Below are 21,164 nucleotides of genomic sequence, written 5' to 3'. Positions count from 1 at the left end.
CGGGAAAATCTCCTCGTTTGAAATAATCTAATTTCACGCCGTTTTTCGCATTAGATAATCTAATCTTACGTTTTTTTCGGAACGGAAAATCGGCCCGCTTTTCCGCACGAAATATCACCATCTTCTAAATACTGTTAGATCATTGTTAATTTTATGCGGGTTTAATCGCATTTTCCCAGTGAATAACTCTGTAGGCTTTTTAGCGTTTTTTGGTCATAAGCTAATGTGATGACCCGTTTTACCTTATGGTTAACCGCCGGTTTCGGTGGTAAGTTCAGGTAAAAGAGAACGTTTGCGTCGGCGTCTGAAACGGAGGTCGGCGCCGGGTTTCGTGGCAATGTTGTTGCCTGTGAAACGCAAGACAGCCCTGCTTATTCAACGAGGAAAAGATGGCTCAACAGACTCCTTTGTACGAACAACACGTGTTATGCGGCGCACGCATGGTGGATTTCCATGGCTGGATGATGCCGCTGCACTATGGCTCGCAGATTGATGAGCACCACGCGGTGCGCACGGATGCCGGGATGTTCGACGTATCCCACATGACCATTGTCGACCTGCGCGGCAGCCGCACCCGGGAGTTTTTGCGTTATCTGCTGGCAAACGACGTCGCGAAGCTAAAAACGCCGGGCAAAGCGCTTTATACCGGCATGCTTAATGCCTCCGGCGGCGTGATTGATGACCTAATCGTCTATTACTTCTCCGAAGATTTCTTCCGCCTCGTTGTAAACTCCGCCACCCGCGAAAAAGACCTCTCCTGGATTTCCCAACACGCCGAACCTTACGCCATCGACATCACCGTGCGTGACGATCTGTCGCTGATCGCCGTGCAGGGGCCGAACGCGCAGGCGAAAGTCGCCACGCTGTTTACCGATGAACAGCGCCACGCTACCGAAGGCATGAAGCCGTTTTTCGGCGTGCAGGCGGGCGATCTGTTCATTGCGACCACTGGCTATACCGGCGAAGCGGGTTATGAAATTGCGATGCCGAATGAGAAAGCCGCAGGGTTCTGGCAAGCGCTGGTAGAGGCGGGCGTGAAGCCTGCGGGCCTGGGCGCGCGCGATACGCTGCGTCTGGAAGCCGGTATGAACCTCTACGGTCAGGAGATGGACGAAGGCGTGTCGCCGCTGGCGGCTAACATGGGCTGGACCATTGCCTGGGAACCGGCTGACCGCGACTTTATTGGCCGTGAAGCGCTGGAGATGCAGCGCGAGAAGGGCACCGACCAGCTGGTTGGCCTGGTGATGACCGAGAAGGGCGTGCTGCGCGGCGAGCTGCCGGTACGTTTCACCGATGCCGACGGCAATCACCGCGAGGGGGTGATCACCAGCGGGTCCTTCTCCCCGACGCTTGGCTACAGTATTGCCCTGGCGCGCGTCCCGGCGGGCATTGGCAGCACGGCGGTGGCGCAGATCCGCAACCGCGAGATGCCGGTCAACGTGACCAAACCGATTTTTGTTCGCGCCGGTAAGCCGGTCGCTTAACGCTTTTTATCAGGAGAAATTTTATGAGCAATGTGCCAGCAGAACTGAAATACAGCAAAGAACACGAGTGGCTGCGCAAAGAGGCGGACGGCACTTACACCGTAGGGATCACCGAGCATGCGCAAGAGCTGCTGGGCGATATGGTGTTTGTTGATCTGCCCGACGTAGGCACCACCGTGAGCGCAGGCGACGACTGCGCCGTGGCGGAGTCCGTGAAAGCGGCCTCTGATATTTATGCCCCGGTAAGCGGTGAAATCGTCGCCGTGAACGACGCGCTGAGCGATTCGCCGGAGCTGGTGAACAGCGAGCCGTATGAAGGCGGCTGGATCTTTAAGATCAAAGCCAGCGATGAAGCGCAGGTAGCCGCGCTGCTGGATGCCACCGCGTACGAAGCATTACTGGAAGACGAATAACCGTTTTTCTCCCTCTCCCTTTGGGAGAGGGCCGGGGTGAGGGTATCCATTTTCCCCTCACCCTAACCCTCTCCCAAAGGGAGAGGGAACTTAAATTCACTGCACGTTTCAGGAACCATCGCTCATGACACAGACTTTAAGCCAGCTTGAAAACCGTGGCGCTTTCATTGAACGTCACATTGGGCCGGACGCTCAGCAACAGCAGGAGATGCTGAAGACGGTTGGCGCGGATTCATTAAACGCACTGATCGGCCAGATCGTGCCGAAAGACATCCAGCTTGCCACGCCGCCTCAGGTGGGGGAGTCCACGACGGAGTTCGCCGCGCTGGCGGAGCTGAAGGCGATTGCCGGCCTCAACAAGCGCTATAAGTCTTATATTGGCATGGGCTACACCAACGTGCAGTTACCGCCGGTTATCCTGCGCAACATGCTGGAAAACCCGGGCTGGTACACCGCTTACACCCCGTATCAGCCGGAAGTGTCTCAGGGCCGTCTGGAAGCGCTGCTGAACTTCCAGCAGGTAACCCTGGACCTGACCGGACTGGACATTGCCTCCGCTTCTCTGCTGGATGAAGCCACTGCCGCAGCCGAAGCGATGGCGATGGCAAAACGCGTGAGCAAGCTGAAGAATGCCAACCGCTTCTTCGTGGCGGCAGACGTCCATCCGCAGACGCTGGACGTGGTGCGCACCCGTGCGGAAACCTTCGGTTTTGACGTGATTGTCGACGATGCCGATAAAGTGCTGGATCACCAGGACGTCTTTGGCGTGCTGTTCCAGCAGGTAGGCACCACCGGGGAAGTGCATGACTACAGCGCGCTGATCGCCGAGCTGAAATCCCGCAAAGTGATTGTCAGCGTCGCGGCTGATTTTATGGCGCTGGTGCTGTTGACCGCACCGGGCAAACAGGGCGCAGACATTGTCTTTGGCTCTGCCCAGCGCTTCGGCGTGCCGATGGGCTACGGCGGCCCGCACGCAGCCTTCTTCGCTGCAAAAGATGAATTCAAACGCTCCATGCCTGGCCGCATTATCGGCGTGTCGAAAGACGCCGCAGGTAACACCGCCCTGCGCATGGCGATGCAGACCCGCGAGCAGCACATTCGCCGCGAGAAAGCGAACTCCAACATCTGTACTTCACAGGTGCTGCTGGCCAACATCGCCAGCCTGTATGCCGTCTTCCACGGCCCGACAGGGCTGAAACGCATTGCCAGCCGCATTCACCGTCTGGCCGACATTCTGGCCTGCGGCCTGCAGCAGAAGGGCCTGACGCTGCGCCACGCGCACTATTTCGACACCCTGTGCGTTGACGTCGTCGATAAAGCAGCGGTGCTGGCGCGTGCCGATGCTGCAGAAATCAACCTGCGCAGCGACATCCACAACGCGGTCGGCATTACGCTGGATGAAACCACCACCCGTGACGATATCGTTAACCTGTTTAACGTACTGCTGGGCGATGCGCACGGCCTGGACATCGACGCGCTGGACAAAGACGTCGCGCACGACAGCCGCTCCATTCAGGAGAGCATGCTGCGTAATGATGCCATCCTGACGCATCCGGTCTTTAACCGCTATCACAGCGAAACCGAGATGATGCGCTATATGCACTCGCTGGAGCGCAAAGATCTGGCGCTGAACCAGGCGATGATTCCACTCGGCTCCTGCACCATGAAGCTGAACGCCGCGGCCGAGATGATCCCAATCACCTGGCCTGAGTTCTCTGAACTGCACCCGTTCTGCCCGGCTGAGCAAGCGGAAGGCTATCACCTGATGATCAACCAACTCTCCGACTGGCTGGTGAAGCTGACCGGCTACGACGCGCTGTGCATGCAGCCTAACTCCGGCGCGCAGGGGGAATACGCGGGTCTGCTGGCGATTCGCCATTATCATGAAAGCCGCAACGAAGGGCATCGCGATATCTGCCTGATCCCAAGCTCCGCGCACGGCACCAACCCGGCATCTGCTCAGATGGCAGGTATGGACGTGGTGGTGGTCGCCTGTGACAAAAACGGCAACATCGATCTCACCGACCTGCGGGCGAAAGCCGAGCAGGCGGGCGAGAAACTTTCCTGCATCATGGTGACCTACCCGTCGACCCACGGCGTGTATGAAGAGACCATCCGCGAGGTGTGCGAAGTGGTGCATCAGTTCGGTGGCCAGGTCTACCTCGACGGCGCGAACATGAACGCCCAGGTGGGCATTACCTCGCCGGGCTTTATCGGCGCGGACGTGTCGCACCTGAACCTGCACAAAACCTTCTGCATTCCGCACGGCGGTGGCGGCCCGGGTATGGGACCGATCGGCGTGAAGGCGCACCTGGCACCGTTTGTGCCGGGCCACAGCGTGGTGCAGATTGAAGGGATGCTGACCCGACAGGGCGCGGTCTCTGCGGCACCGTTTGGCAGCGCCTCTATCCTGCCTATCAGCTGGATGTATATCCGCATGATGGGCGCGGAAGGGCTGAAGCAGGCAAGCCAGGTGGCGATCCTCAACGCCAACTACATTGCCACGCGCCTGAAATCTGCCTTCCCGGTGCTCTATACCGGCCGTGATGGCCGCGTGGCGCACGAGTGCATCCTTGATATTCGTCCGCTGAAAGACGCGACGGGCATCAGCGAGCTGGATATCGCCAAACGCCTGATCGACTACGGTTTCCACGCCCCAACCATGTCCTTCCCGGTGGCGGGCACGCTGATGGTGGAACCAACGGAGTCGGAAAGCAAAGCCGAGCTGGACCGCTTCATCGACGCGATGCTCGCCATCCGCATGGAGATCGATCGCGTGCAGGACGGCGAGTGGACGCTCGACGACAACCCGCTGGTCAACGCGCCACACACTCAGCACGAGATGGTGGCGGAGTGGACCCACGCTTACTCTCGCGAGCTGGCGGTCTTCCCGGCGGGCGTGGCAAACAAATACTGGCCGACCGTGAAGCGTCTTGATGATGTCTACGGCGACCGTAACCTGTTCTGCTCCTGCGTGCCGATGAGCGAATACCAGTAATTCTGTTGCTGTAGTAACGTAGGCCGGGTAAGGCGAAGCCGCCACCCGGCTTTTTTATTGGGAGAAGACAATGGCAATTGCACTGGTTACCGGCGCCAGCCGCGGGATTGGTAAAGCCACCGCGCTGCAGCTGGCAAGCGAGGGCTACACTGTGGCGGTGAACTTTCACCACAACATCAAGGCCGCGACGGACGTGGTCAATCAGATTGTTGAGGCGGGTGGCAAAGCTTTTGCCGTGCGCGCCGACATCAGCGATGAAGCGCAGGTGCTGGCCATGTATGACAGCATCGATCGCGAAGGCGAACCGCTTATGGCGCTGGTGAATAACGCCGGCATACTGTTTGAACAATCGACCATCGAAAACCTGTCGGCCGAGCGCATCAACCGCGTGCTCGCCACCAACGTGACGGGCTACTTTCTCTGCTGTCGCGAAGCGGTAAAACGCATGTCGTTTAAACATGGCGGCAAAGGCGGGGCGATAGTGAATGTTTCATCCGCAGCTTCGCGTCTGGGCGCGCCGGGTGAATATGTGGATTACGCGGCCTCCAAAGGGGCAGTGGATTCGCTGACTACCGGTTTATCGCTCGAGGTGGCGGCACAGGGCATTCGCGTCAACTGCGTACGCCCTGGCCTGATTTATACCGATATTCACGCCTCGGGCGGCGAGCCGGGACGCGTGGATCGGGTCAAGTCCATGCTGCCGATGCAGCGCGGCGGCCAGCCGGAAGAGGTGGCGCAGGCGATTGTCTGGCTGCTCAGCGAGAAGGCGTCGTACGTGACGGGCAGTTTTATTGAACTGGCGGGCGGGAAATAAACGCCGGGTGGCGGCTTCGCCTTACCCGGCCTACGATTCGCAGGTTTTGTAGGCCGGTGCAAGCGTAGCGCCGCCCGGCGTTACGGCGTTAAAGTTGCTCGCCGTTGCTGGCGATCACGGTTTTGTACCATTCAAAACTCTTCTTACGCGAACGGGACATATCGCCGGTGCCGTCGTCGTGCTTGTTCACGTAGATAAAGCCGTAGCGTTTGCTGTACTGGCCGGTGGTGAAGGAGACGCAGTCGATGCAGCCCCACGGGGTGTAACCCATCAGGTCGACGCCGTCGTAAGTGACCGCCTTCATCATCTCTTCAACGTGTGCTCGCAGGTAGTCGATACGGTAATCATCGTTAATGCTGCCGTCCTCTTCCACCTTGTCGTACGCGCCGAAGCCGTTTTCCACGATAAACAGCGGCTTCTGGTAGCGCTCATACAGCTCGCACAGGGAGTAGCGCAGGCCCACCGGGTCAATCTGCCAGCCCCAGTCAGACGCCTTGACGTGCGGGTTCGGTACGCTGCCTTCAAAACCTGAGATGGCATCGCCCGTGCCGCCTTCCGCTTTCACCGCGTTGGTCATGTAATAGCTGAAACCTAAGTAGTCACAGGTACCTTCGCGCAGGATCTGCTCGTCGCCGGCTTCCATGTTGATGGAGAACCCGCGGCGCTCCCACTCGTTGAGCACGTAAGACGGGTAATAGCCGCGCAGCTGGACGTCGGTAAAGACATAGCGCTCGCGCATGGATTCCTGGGCAAACATCACGTCCTCTGGTTTGCATGAGAACGGGTAAAGCGCCACCATCGCCAGCATGCAGCCGACTTTCATTTCCGGGTTAATACGTCGCGCTGCTTTCACCGCCAGCGCGCTGGCCACGAACTGGTGGTGCAGCACCTGGTACATGGTCTCTTCCGGATTATCATGCTCGGTATAGACCACGCCGGAGCAGCAGTAGCCGAACAGCGGCGCGCGCCAGTTGCGCTGGTTATTGATCTCGTTGAAGGTCATCCAGTATTTGACCTTATTTTTGTAGCGCTCAAACACCACTTCGGTGAAGCGTACAAAGAAGTCGACCACTTTACGGTTGGTCCAGCCGCCGTATTCCTGCACCAGATGCAGCGGCATTTCAAAGTGGGAGAGGGTGATCACCGGCTCGATGTTGTATTTCAGTAGCTCATCGAACATGTCATCGTAGAACTTCAGCCCCTCTTCATTCGGCTGGGTTTCATCCCCTTTCGGGAAGATGCGCGTCCAGGCAATGGAGGTGCGGAAACATTTGAAGCCCATCTCGGCGAACAGTTTGATGTCTTCTTTGTAGTGGCCGTGGAAGTCGATGGCTTCATGGTTTGGATAGTATTTTCCTTCCACCACGTCCTGGGTGATTTCGCGCGGCACGCCGTGGGCACCCCCGGTCAGAACGTCACAAATGCTCGGCCCTTTGCCGCCTTTGTTCCAGCCGCCTTCAACCTGGTGAGCGGCAACCGCGCCGCCCCATAAAAAGTCTTTCGGTAAGGTCAATTTTTTCATCGGTGCTATTCTCAATAAATGACAACTGAATTCGAGTCTAGCAAAGCGAAATTAAATGTCACGATATAACAATTTCAGCAAAATGTGATTTGTCACAGCGAAAAAACAGGGTGTTTTATTGCGTTAATTTCTTCGCCAGTTTGCGCCCGAGTGACTCCAGAATATAGATGACCGGAATTTGCGTGGTGATATCGTACACGCCGCCGATGCGCGTCTGGGGCACATGCCATGAAAGGTTAAAGTCGGCGAGCTTTGCCAGCCGGGAGTGTTCGTGGCTGGTGATGGAGAGCACTTTGCAGCGGTGCAGGCTGAACTGGCTGGCAAAGCGGAGGATCTCCTCGGTTTCGCCGGAAACGGACAGAACGATTGCCAGGGCATTTTTTGCCATATCGTTAGTGACCGGAAAATAAGGATCGTCAATATGGTTGCTGAATTTGCCAATATTAGAAAAGAAGCGAGCACCATATTTAGCCAGCGAGCCAGAGGTACCTGCCCCGACAAATATAATACGCTCGGATGACAGAATAATATCCACGGCATTATCTAACAGGGTGTCGAATTCTTCGTTATTTACGCTCTTAAAGAAACTGATGATTTCACTGGCACCGAAATTGGCCTGCTGCGGTTCGTTCTGCTCCAGATAGAGCTTAAAGCGCACGCGGAATTCAGAGTAGCCTTCACAGTTAAGCTTGCGGCAAAAACGCAGGATGGTGGTCGTGGATACGCCAGCTGCATCCGCCAGTTCACGGATGGTCATGTACATCACTTTGTCACGATTTTTGATGACATAGTTGTAGACCATCATCTCAAGATTATTGAGGCTGGCTATGGCGGAGTGGGTAAACATGCTCACTATGGTAAAACTCATATTCAGACATCTTATGAGAATCATACCATGCAGCCCTGAGAGGACATGCACTTTTATGGTATTGATTATCAATAGCTTACCGATAAATAGAACAAGTGTTAGGTGAAATTATCTGTCATTACACTGATTTTCAAAGATAAATCTGGAATGTGCATTTATTTTAGCTAACAGGTGTTCACTGGAAAAATTCTCAGTTAGCATGGTTACACGATGAATAATCATCTTTCGTTTTCCCGGAGTTACCTATGGTGAGCAAACCATCAATTGCACAGGGATATTCACTGGCTGAGGAAGTAGCCAACAGCATTAGCCACGGCATCGGGCTGGTGTTTGGCATAGTCGGACTGATATTGCTGCTGGTGCAGGCAGTCGATACCAACGCCAGCGCGATGGCGATTACCAGCTACAGCCTGTATGGCGGGAGTATGATCCTGCTGTTTCTGGCCTCGACGCTGTATCACGCCGTTCCGCATCAGCGCGCTAAAACCTGGCTCAAGAAATTTGACCACTGCGCGATCTATCTGCTTATCGCAGGGACGTACACGCCTTTCCTGCTGGTGGGCTTAAACTCGCCGCTGTCGCGCGGGCTGATGATTGTTATCTGGAGCCTGGCGCTGCTGGGGATCCTGTTCAAGCTGACCATCGCGCACCGGTTTAAAGTGCTGTCGCTGGTGACCTATCTGACGATGGGCTGGCTGTCGCTGATTGTGGTGTATCAGCTGGCGATCAAGCTGGCGGTAGGGGGCGTGACGCTTCTGGCCGTGGGCGGCGTGGTCTACTCGCTGGGTGTGATTTTCTACGTCTGCAAGCGTATTCCGTACAACCACGCAATCTGGCATGGGTTTGTGCTTGGCGGCAGCGTGTGCCACTTCCTGGCGATCTATTTGTATGTCGGGCAGGTGTAGTTTTTTACACCGTCCGGGCGGTTGCCCTCACCCACAGGGAGAGGGAGAACACCAAAACCACAGGCCCGGTAAGCACAGCGCCACCGGGCGATACAGCATCACTCTTCCAGCGAATACGGCAGCGGCTCGATGCTCAGGGTATTGGCATCATCCCGCACGCGGAATACGCTGTCGGCTTCCATATCGTTATTCATGACCACCTGAACCAGCACGCGGCCGTCGTCCAGCTGTACGGCGGCTAATACGGTGCCGGTACGGCGCCAGTTATCACCCATCTTCAGCTCGATATCTTCACCTGCTTGTGGAACGCGTCCGGCATGTCCCGCTAGGGTCCACAGCGCGCGCTTGTTCGCCCCACGGAATTTAGCGCGAGCCACCATTTCCTGGCCGGTATAACAACCTTTCTTAAAGCTGATGCCCCCCAGCGCCTGCAGGTTAGTCGCCTGCGGAATAAATTGGGCGCTGTTTGCAGCGTCGATTACCGGCAGACCCGCTTCGATATTCAGCGCCAGCCACTGCTGGCTATTGTTGAACTGCGCTTCACCGCGCAGGGCCTCGGTAACGCGTTCAGCCGTTGCCTCGTCGGTCACCAGCAGAAAACGTTCGGCCGGATGTTCAAACCACAGCAGGGAGGTAACGCCTTCGCTGACCAGCGGTTTGTCAGCATCCGGAAGCGCGGCAAACAGGTTTTTCAGCGCGGCGCGCGCCTGGAAACCCGCCACGCCCAGCAGAACATGTTCATCATCCGGGGCGATGGTGACTTTGGAAAAGACCGCGTACTTTTTCAGTTCGGCCAGCTGGGCATCGCGCAGGCTACGGCGTTCGATAAAGGCAAAACCGTCCTGACGACGGAACAGACGCAGGTTGCTCCACATCTTGCCTTTAGGATCGCAGTGCGCCGCCAGCAAATGCTGATGCTCGGTCAACTGGGCGACGTCAGCCGTCACCTGACCCTGCAGGTATTTTTCGCTGTCCGCACCGGTGAGCGTCGCCAGTGCCCAGTCATCAAGAGTAATAAGCGTCAGCGGCAGACGCGCGGAGGCGGCAGGCTGGCGAGGAGAAAATGGTGTAAATGCCATAAGGATGTCCTGAATTGCTTAACGCTTTGATAATGCCTAATGGTAAAAGAGACTGTCGGCATTGCAAGTGCTTTCAGCAGGCCATTCGTGCCATCGAAGACTTCTGCGTAGTGCCACGCAAAATTATGTAATCCGTTGTCTTAGTGGGGGATAATCTGGCAGCCCGCTTCCAGGTCGTAATATTCCAGTAAAGAAACGGTCAAAAACACGTTACACTAGCGAGTGTTCCCACAAAGAAATAACGCACCTGTAATGGGATACCGACTGTGCCAAATGTAATGCAGGAAACAGAACATGGATATTAACAACAAGGCCCGTATTCACTGGGCGTGCCGTCGCGGTATGCGTGAACTTGATATCTCCATCATGCCGTTCTTTGAGTATGAGTACGACACCCTGAGCGATGACGATAAGCGGCTCTTTGTGCGCCTGCTCGAATCAGACGATCCGGATTTATTCAACTGGCTGATGAATCACGGCAAACCCGCCGACACCGAGTTGCAACGGATGGTGCAATTAATTCAAACACGGAATCGGGAACGTGGTCCTGTGGCAATCTGAACTTCGCGTCTCATGGCGCTCGCAGTGGATGTCTTTATTGCTCCACGGCCTGGTGGCGGCCTTTGTATTACTGATGCCGTGGCCCCTCAGCTACACGCCTCTGTGGTTGCTGCTGCTGTCATTTGTAGTGTTTGACAGCGTGCGCAGCCAGCGCCGGATTAATGCCCGTCAGGGTGAGATCAAACTGCTGATGGATTCCCGCCTGCGCTGGCAGGGAAAAGAGTGGGACATCATCGGTACGCCGTGGATGCTCAATTCCGGCATGATGCTGCGCTTGCGAAGCGTGGATGGAGAGCGTCGCCAGCACCTGTGGCTGGCGGCTGACAGTATGGACGCTGCCGAGTGGCGGGATCTGCGCCGGATGATGTTGCAGCAGCCGACGCAGGATTAACGGCGCGCTAGCTGAACTGCTCGGCCATTTCACCCAAAATTTGTTCGCACCAGTTTTGCAGGCGCTCGTCGCTGAGATCGTACTGATTGGTTTCATCCAGCGCGAGCCCGACAAAGAGCTGGCCGTCGGCGACGATCGGCTTTTTACTGGTGAACTCGTAGCCTTCAGTGGGCCAGTAGCCGATAAATTTCGCCCCTTTTGGTGCCAGCTTGTCGTGCAGCATTCCGAGTGCGTCCAGGAACCACTCGCCGTAGCCCAGCTGGTCGCCCATGCCGTACATCGCAATGATTTTGCCGTCAAGATTGAGCGTATCGAGTTGGTCCCAGATGGCTTCCCAGTCTTCCTGGATCTCACCGAAATCCCAGGTTGGGATACCGAGGATCAGCACGTCGTACTGCTCCATCAGCGCGGGGGCATCATCTTTCAGGTTATGCAGCGTCACCAGTTCCGGGCCAATGATGTCGCGGATTTTTTCCGCTGCCATTTCGGTGTAGCAGGTGCTGGAGCCGTAAAACAGACCAATATTCATCGCGTAACTATCTCAATTCTTGCTATGACATTGCGCGTAGTGTACCAGAAACCGATGGCAATCAGGCATAATGGCAAGATTGCAGAATCAAAGGGGCCGATGTGGAAAAGGATCTCGCACTTGTCGAACAGTTTCTTGATGCGCTGTGGCTGGAGAAGAATCTGGCCGAAAATACGCTCAGCGCCTACCGACGGGACCTCACCATGCTGGTGGAATGGCTGTCGCGCAGAAAACTCTCACTTGAGACCGTGCAGCACGACGACCTGCAGGCGCTGCTGGGCGAGCGCGTGGACGGCGGCTACAAAGCCACCAGCTCCGCGCGTCTGTTAAGCGCCATGCGTCGCCTGTTCCAGCATCTTTTCCGCGAGAAGATCCGCGCGGACGATCCCAGCGCGCTGCTGGCATCACCCAAGCTTCCGCAGAGGCTGCCTAAAGATCTCAGCGAAGCACAAGTTGAGAGATTATTACAGTCGCCCGCGGTTGACCTGCCGCTGGAGTTACGCGATAAAGCCATGCTTGAGTTATTGTATGCAACCGGCCTGCGCGTCTCTGAGCTTGTTGGGCTGACGATGAGCGATATCAGCCTGCGTCAGGGCGTGGTGCGCGTCATCGGTAAAGGTAACAAAGAGCGTCTGGTGCCGCTGGGCGAAGAGGCGGTGTACTGGCTGGAGACCTATCTGGAACACGGTCGGCCATGGCTTCTGAACGGCGTGTCTATCGATGTTCTCTTCCCGAGCCAGCGCGCGCAGCAGATGACGCGACAAACGTTCTGGCATCGCATCAAGCATTACGCCACACTGGCAGGTATCGACAGTGAAAAGCTGTCGCCGCACGTTTTGCGTCATGCCTTCGCGACGCATCTGTTAAACCACGGCGCGGATTTACGCGTGGTGCAGATGCTGTTAGGACACAGCGATCTTTCAACGACGCAAATTTACACCCATGTCGCGACGGAACGCCTGCGGCAGCTACACCAACAGCACCACCCTCGTGCGTGAGTGCAGACGAATTGTAACAGGATCAACTATGAAAAAGTCTTTCGCGCTGTTCACTTTGCTGGCAGCTTCTTTTACCGGTTTTGCCCACGCTGACGATGCCGCCATTAAACAATCGCTGACCAAGCTGGGCGTGACCAGCAGCGACATTCAGCCTGCACCGGTTGCAGGGATGAAAACGGTATTGACCAACAGCGGCGTGCTGTACGTGACCGAAGACGGTAAACACATCATCCAGGGCCCAATGTACGACGTGAGCGGCGCGCAGCCGATCAACGTGACCAACCAGCTGCTGATGAAAAACCTGAACGCGCTTGAAAAAGAGATGATTGTCTATAAAGCTGCGCAGGAAAAACACGTCATTACCGTCTTCACCGACATCACCTGTGGCTATTGCCACAAGCTGCATGAAGAGATGAAAGACTACAACGCCCTGGGGATCACCGTGCGCTATCTGGCCTTCCCGCGCGCTGGCGTACAGAGCCAGCCGGAGCAGGATATGAAGGCCATCTGGTGTGCGAAAGACCGCAACAAAGCGTTTGATGATGCCATGAACGGTAAAGGCGTTAAGCCTGCCACCTGTGATATCGACATCGCTAATCACTACGCGCTTGGCGTGCAGTTTGGCGTTAGCGGTACGCCGGCGATCGTGCTGAGCAACGGCTACGTTGTGCCGGGCTATCAGGGGCCAAAAGAGATGAAAGCATTCCTCGACGCGCACCAGAAACAGACTGGTGGTAAATAATCCGCGTGAAAGCCCCGATAACATTGCGCCGCCGCGACGCGGCTGACACGACAGGTTTACCCGCCGATCTTCCGCCGCTGTTAAAGCGGCTGTATGCCAGCCGTGGTGTCAAGACGGCAGAAGATCTTGAGCGCAGCGTCAAGGGCATGTTGCCCTGGCAGCAGCTCAGCGGTGTCGAAAAAGCGACTGAGATGCTCTACAACGCGTTCCGTGAAGGGACGCGGATTGTGGTGGTAGGGGACTTTGACGCCGATGGCGCAACCAGCACCGCGCTGAGCGTTCTCAGTCTGCGCGCGCTGGGCTGCGATAACGTTGCGTATCTGGTGCCGAACCGTTTTGAAGACGGTTACGGCCTCAGCCCGGAAGTGGTCGATCAGGCTCACGCGCGCGGCGCGCAGATGATCATGACCGTGGATAACGGGATCTCCTCCCATGCGGGCGTCGATCGTGCCCATGCGTTGGGGATCCCGGTACTGGTCACCGATCATCACCTGCCGGGGGATACCCTGCCGGATGCAGAAACCATCATTAACCCCAATCTGCGCGACTGTGATTTCCCGTCGAAATCTCTGGCAGGCGTCGGCGTGGCGTTTTATCTGATGCTGGCGCTGCGCACGCTGCTGCGCGATAAAGGCTGGTTTGAATCGCGCGGTATTGCTGTGCCGAACCTGGCGGAATATCTCGATCTGGTGGCGCTCGGTACCGTGGCGGACGTGGTGCCGCTCGACACCAACAACCGCATTTTGACCTGGCAGGGCTTAAGCCGCATCCGGGCGGGCAAGTGCCGTCCTGGGATCAAAGCGCTGCTGGAAATTTCTAACCGCGATCCGCTCAAGCTGGCGGCCAGCGATCTCGGCTTTGCCCTTGGGCCTCGTCTCAACGCGGCGGGGCGGCTGGATGATATGTCCGTCGGCGTGGCGCTGCTGCTGTGCGACAACATCGGCGAAGCGCGCGTGCTGGCGAACGAGCTGGATGCCCTGAACCAGACCCGCAAAGAGATTGAGCAGGGGATGCAGGCCGAAGCGTTGACCCTGTGCGAAAAGCTGGAGCGCAGCGGCGACACGCTGCCGGGCGGGCTGGCAATGTATCATCCCGAGTGGCACCAGGGCGTTGTCGGTATTCTGGCGTCACGCATTAAAGAGCGCTTCCACCGCCCGGTGATCGCCTTTGCGCCTGCGGGAGACGGCACGCTGAAAGGCTCGGGCCGCTCGATTCAGGGGCTGCACATGCGCGATGCGCTGGAGCGTCTTCACACGCTTCATCCGAATCTGATGATTAAGTTCGGCGGCCACGCGATGGCGGCGGGCCTGTCGCTGGAAGAGGCGAAGTTTGACGAGTTTCAGCGACTGTTTGGCGAGCTGGTGACCGCGTGGATCGATCCGGCGCTGCTGCACGGTGAAGTGGTCTCTGACGGTGAACTCCCGGCAGCCGACATGACCATGGAAACGGCGCAGATGCTGCGCGATGCCGGTCCATGGGGGCAGATGTTCCCTGAACCGCTGTTCGATGGCCGCTTCCGTCTGCTACAACAGCGCATTGTCGGCGAACGTCACCTCAAGGTGATGGTTGAGCCTGTGGGCGGCGGCCCGCTTCTGGACGGGATTGCGTTTAACGTGGACACCTCCGTCTGGCCGGACAACGGCGTGCGTGAGGTAGAACTGGCCTATAAGCTCGATATTAACGAGTTTCGCGGTAATCGCTCCCTGCAAATCATCATCGACAATATCTGGCCAATTTAGCGTCAGTAAAGCTACAAAAAAGGGCGTGGATTCGGTACAATCCCGCTCTTATCACCGCATTCTGACAAGCTCATAAAAGAAAACAGACCATGTTTGAAATTAATCCGGTAAAAAACCGCATTCAGGACCTCACGGAGCGCTCCGACGTTCTTAGGGGGTATCTTTGACTACGATGCCAAGAAAGAGCGTCTCGAAGAAGTAAACGCCGAGCTGGAACAGCCGGACGTCTGGAACGAACCTGAACGCGCGCAGGCGCTGGGTAAAGAACGTTCCTCCCTCGAAGCCATCGTAGACACGCTGGATCAAATGGCACAGGGTCTGGAAGATGTTTCCGGTCTGCTGGAGCTGGCCGTCGAAGCCGACGACGAAGAGACCTTTAACGAAGCCGTAGCAGAACTCGACGTTCTGGAAGAGAAGCTGGCACAGCTTGAATTCCGCCGTATGTTCTCCGGCGAGTACGATAGCGCAGACTGCTATCTCGATATTCAGGCAGGTTCCGGCGGTACCGAAGCGCAGGACTGGGCCAGCATGCTAACGCGTATGTACCTGCGTTGGGCGGAAGCGCGCGGCTTCAAAACCGAAATCATCGAAGAGTCCGAAGGTGAAGTTGCGGGTCTGAAATCCGTGACCATTAAAATCATCGGCGATTACGCTTACGGCTGGCTGCGTACTGAAACCGGCGTACACCGCCTGGTGCGTAAGAGTCCGTTTGACTCCGGCGGCCGTCGCCATACCTCCTTCAGCTCCGCGTTCGTCTACCCGGAAGTGAATGACGATATCGATATCGAAATCAACCCGGCGGACCTGCGTATCGACGTTTACCGCGCATCCGGTGCGGGTGGTCAGCACGTTAACCGTACGGAATCTGCGGTGCGTATTACCCACATCCCAACCGGGCTGGTGACGCAGTGCCAGAACGACCGTTCCCAGCATAAGAACAAAGACCAGGCCATGAAGCAGATGAAAGCGAAGCTTTATGAACTGGAAATGCAGAAGAAAAATGCTGAGAAGCAGGCGATGGAAGATAACAAATCCGACATCGGCTGGGGCAGCCAGATCCGTTCTTACGTCCTTGATGACTCCCGCATCAAAGACCTGCGTACCGGGGTTGAAACCCGTAACACGCAGGCGGTGCTGGACGGCAGCCTGGACCAATTTATCGAAGCAAGTTTGAAAGCAGGGTTATGAGGAACCAACATGTCTGAACAACAATCACAGGGCGCTGACGCGGTAGTCGATCTTAACAACGAACTGAAAACCCGCCGCGAGAAGCTGGCTGCACTGCGCGAGCAGGGCGTGCCGTTCCCGAACGATTTCCGTCGTGACCACACCTCAGACCAACTGCACGCTGACTTCGACGCGAAAGAGAACGAAGAGCTGGAAGCGCTGAACGTCGAAGTGGCCGTTGCTGGCCGTATGATGACCCGCCGTATTATGGGTAAAGCCTCCTTCGTGACGCTGCAGGACGTGGGCGGCCGTATTCAGCTGTACGTTTCCCGTGACGATCTGCCGGAAGGCATCTACAACGAGCAGTTCAAGAAGTGGGACCTCGGCGATATCCTCGGCGCGAAAGGCAAGCTGTTCAAAACCAAGACCGGCGAGCTGTCTATCCACTGCACCGAGCTGCGTCTGCTGACCAAAGCCCTGCGCCCGCTGCCGGATAAATTCCACGGCCTGCAGGATCAGGAAGCGCGCTACCGTCAGCGTTATCTGGATCTCATCTCTAACGATGAATCCCGCAAGACCTTCAAAATTCGCTCTCAGATCATGGCCGGTATTCGCCAGTTCATGGTGAATCGCGACTTTATGGAAGTGGAAACCCCGATGATGCAGGTGATCCCTGGCGGCGCGTCTGCACGTCCGTTCATCACTCATCATAACGCCCTGGACCTCGACATGTACCTGCGTATCGCGCCGGAACTGTACCTGAAGCGTCTGGTGGTGGGTGGTTTCGATCGCGTGTTCGAAATCAACCGTAACTTCCGTAACGAAGGCATCTCCGTGCGTCATAACCCAGAGTTCACCATGATGGAACTCTATATGGCGTATGCAGATTACAAAGACCTGATCGAGCTGACCGAATCCCTGTTCCGTACCCTGGCGCAGGATATTCTGGGCACCACGGAAGTGCCTTACGGTGAAGAGGTCTTCGACTTCGGCAAGCCGTTTGAAAAACTGACCATGCGTGAAGCGATCAAGAAATACCGTCCGGAAACCGAGATGGCCGATCTGGATAACTTCGATTCGGCGAAAGCGATCGCCGAAAGCATCGGTATCAAGGTTGAGAAGAGCTGGGGTCTGGGCCGTATCGTGACCGAGATCTTCGAAGAAGTGGCCGAAGCGCACCTGATTCAGCCAACCTTCATCACTGAGTATCCGGCTGAAGTTTCTCCGCTGGCGCGTCGTAATGACGAGAATCCGGAAATCACCGATCGCTTTGAGTTCTTCATCGGCGGCCGTGAAATCGGCAACGGCTTTAGCGAGCTGAACGATGCAGAAGATCAGGCGCAGCGCTTCCAGGACCAGGTAAATGCGAAAGCAGCCGGTGATGACGAAGCGATGTTCTTCGACGAAGACTACGTGACCGCGCTGGAGCACGGCCTGCCGCCTACTGCGGGCCTGGGTATTGGTATCGACCGTATGGTTATGCTGTTCACCAACAGCCACACCATCCGTGACGTGATCCTGTTCCCGGCGATGCGTCCGGTGAAATAAGTCGTAAAGACTAAAAAAAAGCCCCGTGCGATGTTCGCCGGGGCTTTTTTATTGTGCGGCGAAGGCCCGAAGCGCGTCGCGCGCGACTGTTGCCTCCATGTTCATCCACGGGCTAAAAGCCCACGGCGCGGCATCAAGTGCGCGGAACAGCGCCTCAAGTTCAACCCACTGACAGTCCATCACTTCGTCGTCGTTGAGGGCGATGTCATTGATAACGCGCGCGGCATAGACCGGACAAATTTCGTTCTCGACGATCCCGGAAGGGTCTGTTTCGCAGTAGCGAAATTCCGTTGCCACGGGGGTAATGTCGACGAGCTCTGCGCCCACTTCGAAGCGGCAGCGGCGGATAATCGCCTGTTCAATCTCTTCACCCGTTTGCGGATGACCACATACGGAGTTGGTCCAGACGCCCGGCCAGGCTTTTTTGCTCATTGCGCGTCGGGTGACGAGACATTCACCCCGGCTATTGAACAGCCAGGAAGAGAAGGCCTTATGTAGCGGCGTGTTTGACGTATGCGCGGCATACTTTTCCTGCGTGCCAATCGTCTTTCCCTGATTGTCCACTAAAATCACATGTTCCTGAATACTCATTCTTGCTCCAGTACCAAATTGCCGGAAAGGGCTGAATCATTATACGGCATTCTTATACGAACGGTTTGACCCGCAGAGCGGAAAAGGGCATGACCCAAACGAGGATCGACTGTTATCATAGTGCGCCATTCACGCTGAACGAGGATCTGATTTGTTTGCAGGAAGCCTGACCAGAAAGCCCATCACCGCCGTTTTCTGCCTGACGCTTGCGCTAATGTTAGCGGGATGCTCCGGCAGTAAATCCTCCGATATGGGCAGTTATTCCGGCGCGGTGTATACCGTAAAGCGCGGTGATACGCTGTACCGTATTTCGCGTGCGACGGGTACCAGCGTGAAGGAACTGGCGCGTCTGAATAATATCTCGCCGCCTTACACCATTGAGGTGGGGCAGAAGCTCAAGGTTAACGGCGGCTCCTCTGCAAAGAAATCGGGATCGTCAAAAGGCAAAACCGCCAAAGTGACGCCGTCCTACACGGTGCCGCAATCTTCCTGGCCGCCGGTGGGGCAACGCTGCTGGATTTGGCCAGCCAGCGGCAAAGTGGTCGTGCCGTACTCCTTATCTGAGGGCGGCAATAAAGGCATTGATATCGCGGCAGCGCGCGGAACCCCGGTCTATGCGTCCGGTGCCGGGAAGGTGGTTTACGTCGGCAACCAGCTGCGCGGATACGGTAATCTCATCATGATTAAGCACGGTGAAGACTACATCACGGCTTATGCGCACAACGACACAATGCTGGTTAACAACGGGCAAAACGTGAAGGCCGGGCAGAAGATCGCGACGATGGGCAGTACCGGAACAGACTCGGTGAAGCTTCATTTCCAGATCCGCTATAAGGCCACCGCCATCGATCCGCAGCGTTATCTCCCGGCTCCGGGCGGTAAACCGAAGTGCTAAGTGATTATTTTATCGCCGGTTAGCGTTGCGAAGGCTTGTCTCAAAATGCGTAAGGTCTATAATGCCTTACGCACCTCAAAGCGGGCGTAGTTCAATGGTAGAACGAGAGCTTCCCAAGCTCTATACGAGGGTTCGATTCCCTTCGCCCGCTCCAGTCTCCTGAATATCAATACTTTACTATCCCTCAGTAAGTTACTTTTGGACAGATTCATCCAATGCATTTCAAGCCCGATGTGCGGCCCTATGAACCACATAAACAGGTGAATAGTGATAATCCGGTAGTTACAGGCCCGCCTCTGCCAGCGCTTCGCTCACGCTCCTGACGGTACACGAGCATCCTGATAAGGTGTGCCCCCTCTGACAATCTGATTTGGTCACTGGTGACTTTCGCAAAGCGAAACCAACCAGGTTGGCCTGATGAAGTCGCTACGCTCCGCTTGTTGCTTGGACCACTAACAGGGCTTTATGCTGCTATTGTCTGAAATCTGATACATTGCACAAACATCATGTGGAATGCTGTAAAATTCATCAGTATGATTGTGTATACCATCGCCAGTTAAGCGTTAAGGAATGCTGAGAGGACAATATGGATGTTACTGATGAGGTTTTGTTGAGTTCAGGGTTTACACCATCGGATTTGCAGAAGATAAAAAACAACGTTGAAAGCTATGGTGGAACGTTGGGGGAAGCGATTCAGGATCTGGCTAATCGATTCAGGGTTGTTTTATGGATAACATCGGCATGTCTGATGGTTTTTATCATTTTAGTGTTATTTTCTGCGAAAGAAACCGTCGTAGGTGGTGGAATATCAATTCTGATCGCAATAGTCATCGTTACATTTATTCAGCCGCCAGTCCTATCTTACAAATCCTGGCGGTTCTGGAGAAAATTCAGAGGCTAATGGTTCGATGTGTCAGTAGAAAGCAGGTCAAATATTACTTTGGCCTTAAGTCCATAACCTACTATTTTCATTGTTAATTTTGGACGGCTCATCGTATCGACCTTGCGATAGAAATCACGGGGCATCCATTTAAATAGCCTCCATGCTTCGGGTCTTCTGGCTAATCCAAAGATGCTATATACACTTGCGCTTAACGTAATAGCGTTATAAAACGCAAGTCCTGTTTCAGGCTTGAAACCCATAAATTGGGCCGCTTCCATAGTGCCATCAGCCACAAATCCCTCTGTTCTATATTGTTTTCCATATATACCAGGAATGATTTCTTTTGACAGACCGTTAATGCCATCTGTTACAAGGATAGCCCCTGCCAGCATACCTAAAGGTGTCATCGTAGCGACCATCAACGCACCGCCAGCAATCGCCATTCCAGAAACTACAATGTGAATAGCAGAAATCATGTAGCCGACGATTTTATTATTTTCCTTAACAAATTCGACCTTCGCGTAAAGCTGTGCGGACTTGGTTCTTAACAGACGCTCTTGTTCAAGCAAGCTGTTTGTTTCAGCACGCAGATTTTTGATGCATACAATGCATTCTTCATCGGTTTTAGCTCGTCGTGCTGTTTCAAATTCTTTCTCTACAACCTGTTTTATCTCTCCAACAAACTTGATACGTGTAAGACCATCTTGCAAATAGAATGCTGACAGCCGGTTTGCAGTTTCGACGAGTTTCCGGGCTTCCAGATTCACCATGGTATCTGACCATGTTCTGTTCCATCCCCTATTAAGCAGCGCGATATCCATAAAGCCTCCTTTCCTAAATGTATCTGGTCATTTTACGTGCAATAAGGTCGGAGACAACAGGAAATACATTTCCCAATATCTGATTTTAGCGGAAAGAACACATGATCAAACCTTGAAACTCCACGCCGCAATTCTTTATTTTTCATTGTCCGACGTTCCAAACGTATTGGAGTACGGGCAGGACTGCCAGCGAGTCACCAACGTGAACAAGTAAAT

General features: G+C 55.4%; 20 protein-coding genes and 1 tRNA gene. 15 read left to right on the top strand and 6 right to left on the bottom strand.

Annotated features, from left to right (window positions below; translation table 11 throughout):
• Positions 1 to 389 precede the first annotated feature (389 nt).
• From gcvT to ACWKX3_RS21150, 4 genes are all read left to right on the top strand, one after another.
• Positions 390 to 1,484 (top strand): glycine cleavage system aminomethyltransferase GcvT, encoded by a 1,095-nt coding sequence (gene gcvT, locus ACWKX3_RS21165; RefSeq protein WP_454542390.1) that lies wholly within the window; start codon positions 390 to 392, stop codon positions 1,482 to 1,484.
• 23 nt (positions 1,485 to 1,507) lie between these two features.
• Positions 1,508 to 1,897, top strand: a complete 390-nt coding sequence (gene gcvH, locus ACWKX3_RS21160; RefSeq protein ID WP_006178383.1) for a glycine cleavage system protein GcvH — start codon at positions 1,508 to 1,510, stop codon at positions 1,895 to 1,897.
• A gap of 124 nt (positions 1,898 to 2,021) precedes the next feature.
• On the top strand, positions 2,022 to 4,895 hold the full coding sequence (gcvP, locus tag ACWKX3_RS21155; protein WP_454542389.1) for an aminomethyl-transferring glycine dehydrogenase: 2,874 nt from the start codon (positions 2,022 to 2,024) through the stop codon (positions 4,893 to 4,895).
• 70 nt (positions 4,896 to 4,965) lie between these two features.
• Positions 4,966 to 5,709, top strand: a complete 744-nt coding sequence (locus tag ACWKX3_RS21150) for an SDR family oxidoreductase (RefSeq protein WP_006178381.1) — start codon at positions 4,966 to 4,968, stop codon at positions 5,707 to 5,709.
• A gap of 88 nt (positions 5,710 to 5,797) precedes the next feature.
• Here ACWKX3_RS21150 and ACWKX3_RS21145 read toward each other — a convergent pair whose 3' ends face one another.
• Both ACWKX3_RS21145 and ACWKX3_RS21140 read right to left on the bottom strand, forming a co-directional pair.
• Entirely contained in the window at positions 5,798 to 7,231 is a 1,434-nt protein-coding gene (locus ACWKX3_RS21145; protein WP_454542388.1) for a 6-phospho-beta-glucosidase, read from the bottom strand.
• 115 nt (positions 7,232 to 7,346) lie between these two features.
• A complete protein-coding gene (locus ACWKX3_RS21140; RefSeq protein ID WP_101738561.1) occupies positions 7,347 to 8,078 on the bottom strand; it encodes a MurR/RpiR family transcriptional regulator in 732 nt (243 codons plus the stop codon).
• Between the two features lie 266 nt (positions 8,079 to 8,344).
• On the opposite strand from ACWKX3_RS21140, the gene trhA reads away from it, so the two are divergent.
• Positions 8,345 to 9,004, top strand: coding sequence for a PAQR family membrane homeostasis protein TrhA (trhA, locus tag ACWKX3_RS21135; RefSeq protein ID WP_137849902.1), 660 nt, complete (start codon positions 8,345 to 8,347; stop codon positions 9,002 to 9,004).
• Positions 9,005 to 9,102: 98 nt separating this feature from the next.
• Here trhA and ygfZ read toward each other — a convergent pair whose 3' ends face one another.
• A complete protein-coding gene (gene ygfZ, locus ACWKX3_RS21130; protein ID WP_058608593.1) occupies positions 9,103 to 10,083 on the bottom strand; it encodes a tRNA-modifying protein YgfZ in 981 nt (326 codons plus the stop codon).
• Positions 10,084 to 10,377: 294 nt separating this feature from the next.
• On the opposite strand from ygfZ, the gene sdhE reads away from it, so the two are divergent.
• Entirely contained in the window at positions 10,378 to 10,644 is a 267-nt protein-coding gene (gene sdhE, locus ACWKX3_RS21125; protein ID WP_006178375.1) for an FAD assembly factor SdhE, read from the top strand.
• Complete coding sequence (locus ACWKX3_RS21120; RefSeq protein ID WP_446187471.1) at positions 10,625 to 11,035, top strand: protein YgfX; 411 nt, start codon at positions 10,625 to 10,627, stop codon at positions 11,033 to 11,035. Before sdhE ends, ACWKX3_RS21120 begins: the two co-directional genes overlap by 20 nt.
• Positions 11,036 to 11,042: 7 nt before the next feature.
• On the opposite strand, the gene fldB is transcribed toward ACWKX3_RS21120, so the two are convergent.
• Positions 11,043 to 11,564, bottom strand: a complete 522-nt coding sequence (fldB, locus tag ACWKX3_RS21115) for a flavodoxin FldB (protein ID WP_006178373.1) — start codon at positions 11,562 to 11,564, stop codon at positions 11,043 to 11,045.
• Positions 11,565 to 11,665: 101 nt separating this feature from the next.
• Here fldB and xerD point away from each other — a divergent pair, with 101 nt between their 5' ends.
• The 5 genes from xerD (at position 11,666) to lysS (ending at position 17,758) form a co-directional block, all read left to right on the top strand.
• Positions 11,666 to 12,562, top strand: coding sequence for a site-specific tyrosine recombinase XerD (gene xerD, locus ACWKX3_RS21110; RefSeq protein WP_006178372.1), 897 nt, complete (start codon positions 11,666 to 11,668; stop codon positions 12,560 to 12,562).
• A 28-nt stretch (positions 12,563 to 12,590) separates the two neighbouring features.
• On the top strand, positions 12,591 to 13,304 hold the full coding sequence (gene dsbC, locus ACWKX3_RS21105) for a bifunctional protein-disulfide isomerase/oxidoreductase DsbC (RefSeq protein WP_006178371.1): 714 nt from the start codon (positions 12,591 to 12,593) through the stop codon (positions 13,302 to 13,304).
• Between the two features lie 5 nt (positions 13,305 to 13,309).
• Positions 13,310 to 15,043, top strand: a complete 1,734-nt coding sequence (gene recJ, locus ACWKX3_RS21100) for a single-stranded-DNA-specific exonuclease RecJ (RefSeq protein WP_454542387.1) — start codon at positions 13,310 to 13,312, stop codon at positions 15,041 to 15,043.
• Between the two features lie 89 nt (positions 15,044 to 15,132).
• A protein-coding gene (gene prfB / locus ACWKX3_RS21095; RefSeq protein ID WP_101737028.1) for a peptide chain release factor 2 occupies positions 15,133 to 16,231 on the top strand; the annotation gives its coding sequence in 2 pieces (ribosomal slippage) (positions 15,133 to 15,207 and positions 15,209 to 16,231; 1,098 coding nt in all).
• A gap of 9 nt (positions 16,232 to 16,240) precedes the next feature.
• Entirely contained in the window at positions 16,241 to 17,758 is a 1,518-nt protein-coding gene (gene lysS, locus ACWKX3_RS21090; protein WP_006178365.1) for a lysine--tRNA ligase, read from the top strand.
• A gap of 48 nt (positions 17,759 to 17,806) precedes the next feature.
• On the opposite strand, the gene idi is transcribed toward lysS, so the two are convergent.
• Positions 17,807 to 18,349: an isopentenyl-diphosphate Delta-isomerase gene (gene idi, locus ACWKX3_RS21085; RefSeq protein WP_006178364.1), complete on the bottom strand. Its 543-nt coding sequence runs from the start codon at positions 18,347 to 18,349 to the stop codon at positions 17,807 to 17,809.
• A 151-nt stretch (positions 18,350 to 18,500) separates the two neighbouring features.
• Between idi and actS the strand changes: the two genes are divergently transcribed.
• The 3 genes from actS to ACWKX3_RS21070 all read left to right on the top strand — a co-directional run bounded on the left by actS (position 18,501) and on the right by ACWKX3_RS21070 (position 20,145).
• Positions 18,501 to 19,244: an amidase activator ActS gene (gene actS, locus ACWKX3_RS21080; protein ID WP_042321883.1), complete on the top strand. Its 744-nt coding sequence runs from the start codon at positions 18,501 to 18,503 to the stop codon at positions 19,242 to 19,244.
• Positions 19,245 to 19,324: 80 nt separating this feature from the next.
• Positions 19,325 to 19,398 (top strand) — tRNA-Gly (locus ACWKX3_RS21075).
• Positions 19,399 to 19,830: 432 nt separating this feature from the next.
• Positions 19,831 to 20,145 carry a hypothetical protein gene (locus tag ACWKX3_RS21070; RefSeq protein WP_058608576.1) on the top strand — a complete coding sequence of 105 codons (315 nt, stop codon included), beginning with the start codon at positions 19,831 to 19,833 and terminating at the stop codon, positions 20,143 to 20,145.
• Here the strand turns inward: ACWKX3_RS21070 and ACWKX3_RS21065 are convergent.
• Complete coding sequence (locus ACWKX3_RS21065) at positions 20,142 to 20,948, bottom strand: DUF4225 domain-containing protein (protein WP_454542386.1); 807 nt, start codon at positions 20,946 to 20,948, stop codon at positions 20,142 to 20,144. The two genes, ACWKX3_RS21070 and ACWKX3_RS21065, sit on opposite strands and share 4 nt — an antisense overlap.
• Positions 20,949 to 21,164: the final 216 nt, after the last annotated feature.

Source organism: Enterobacter sp. UPMP2052, assembly GCF_053709675.1.
Note: the sequence above shows the minus strand (reverse complement) of the source record. Positions and strands in the feature narration are given on the sequence as shown.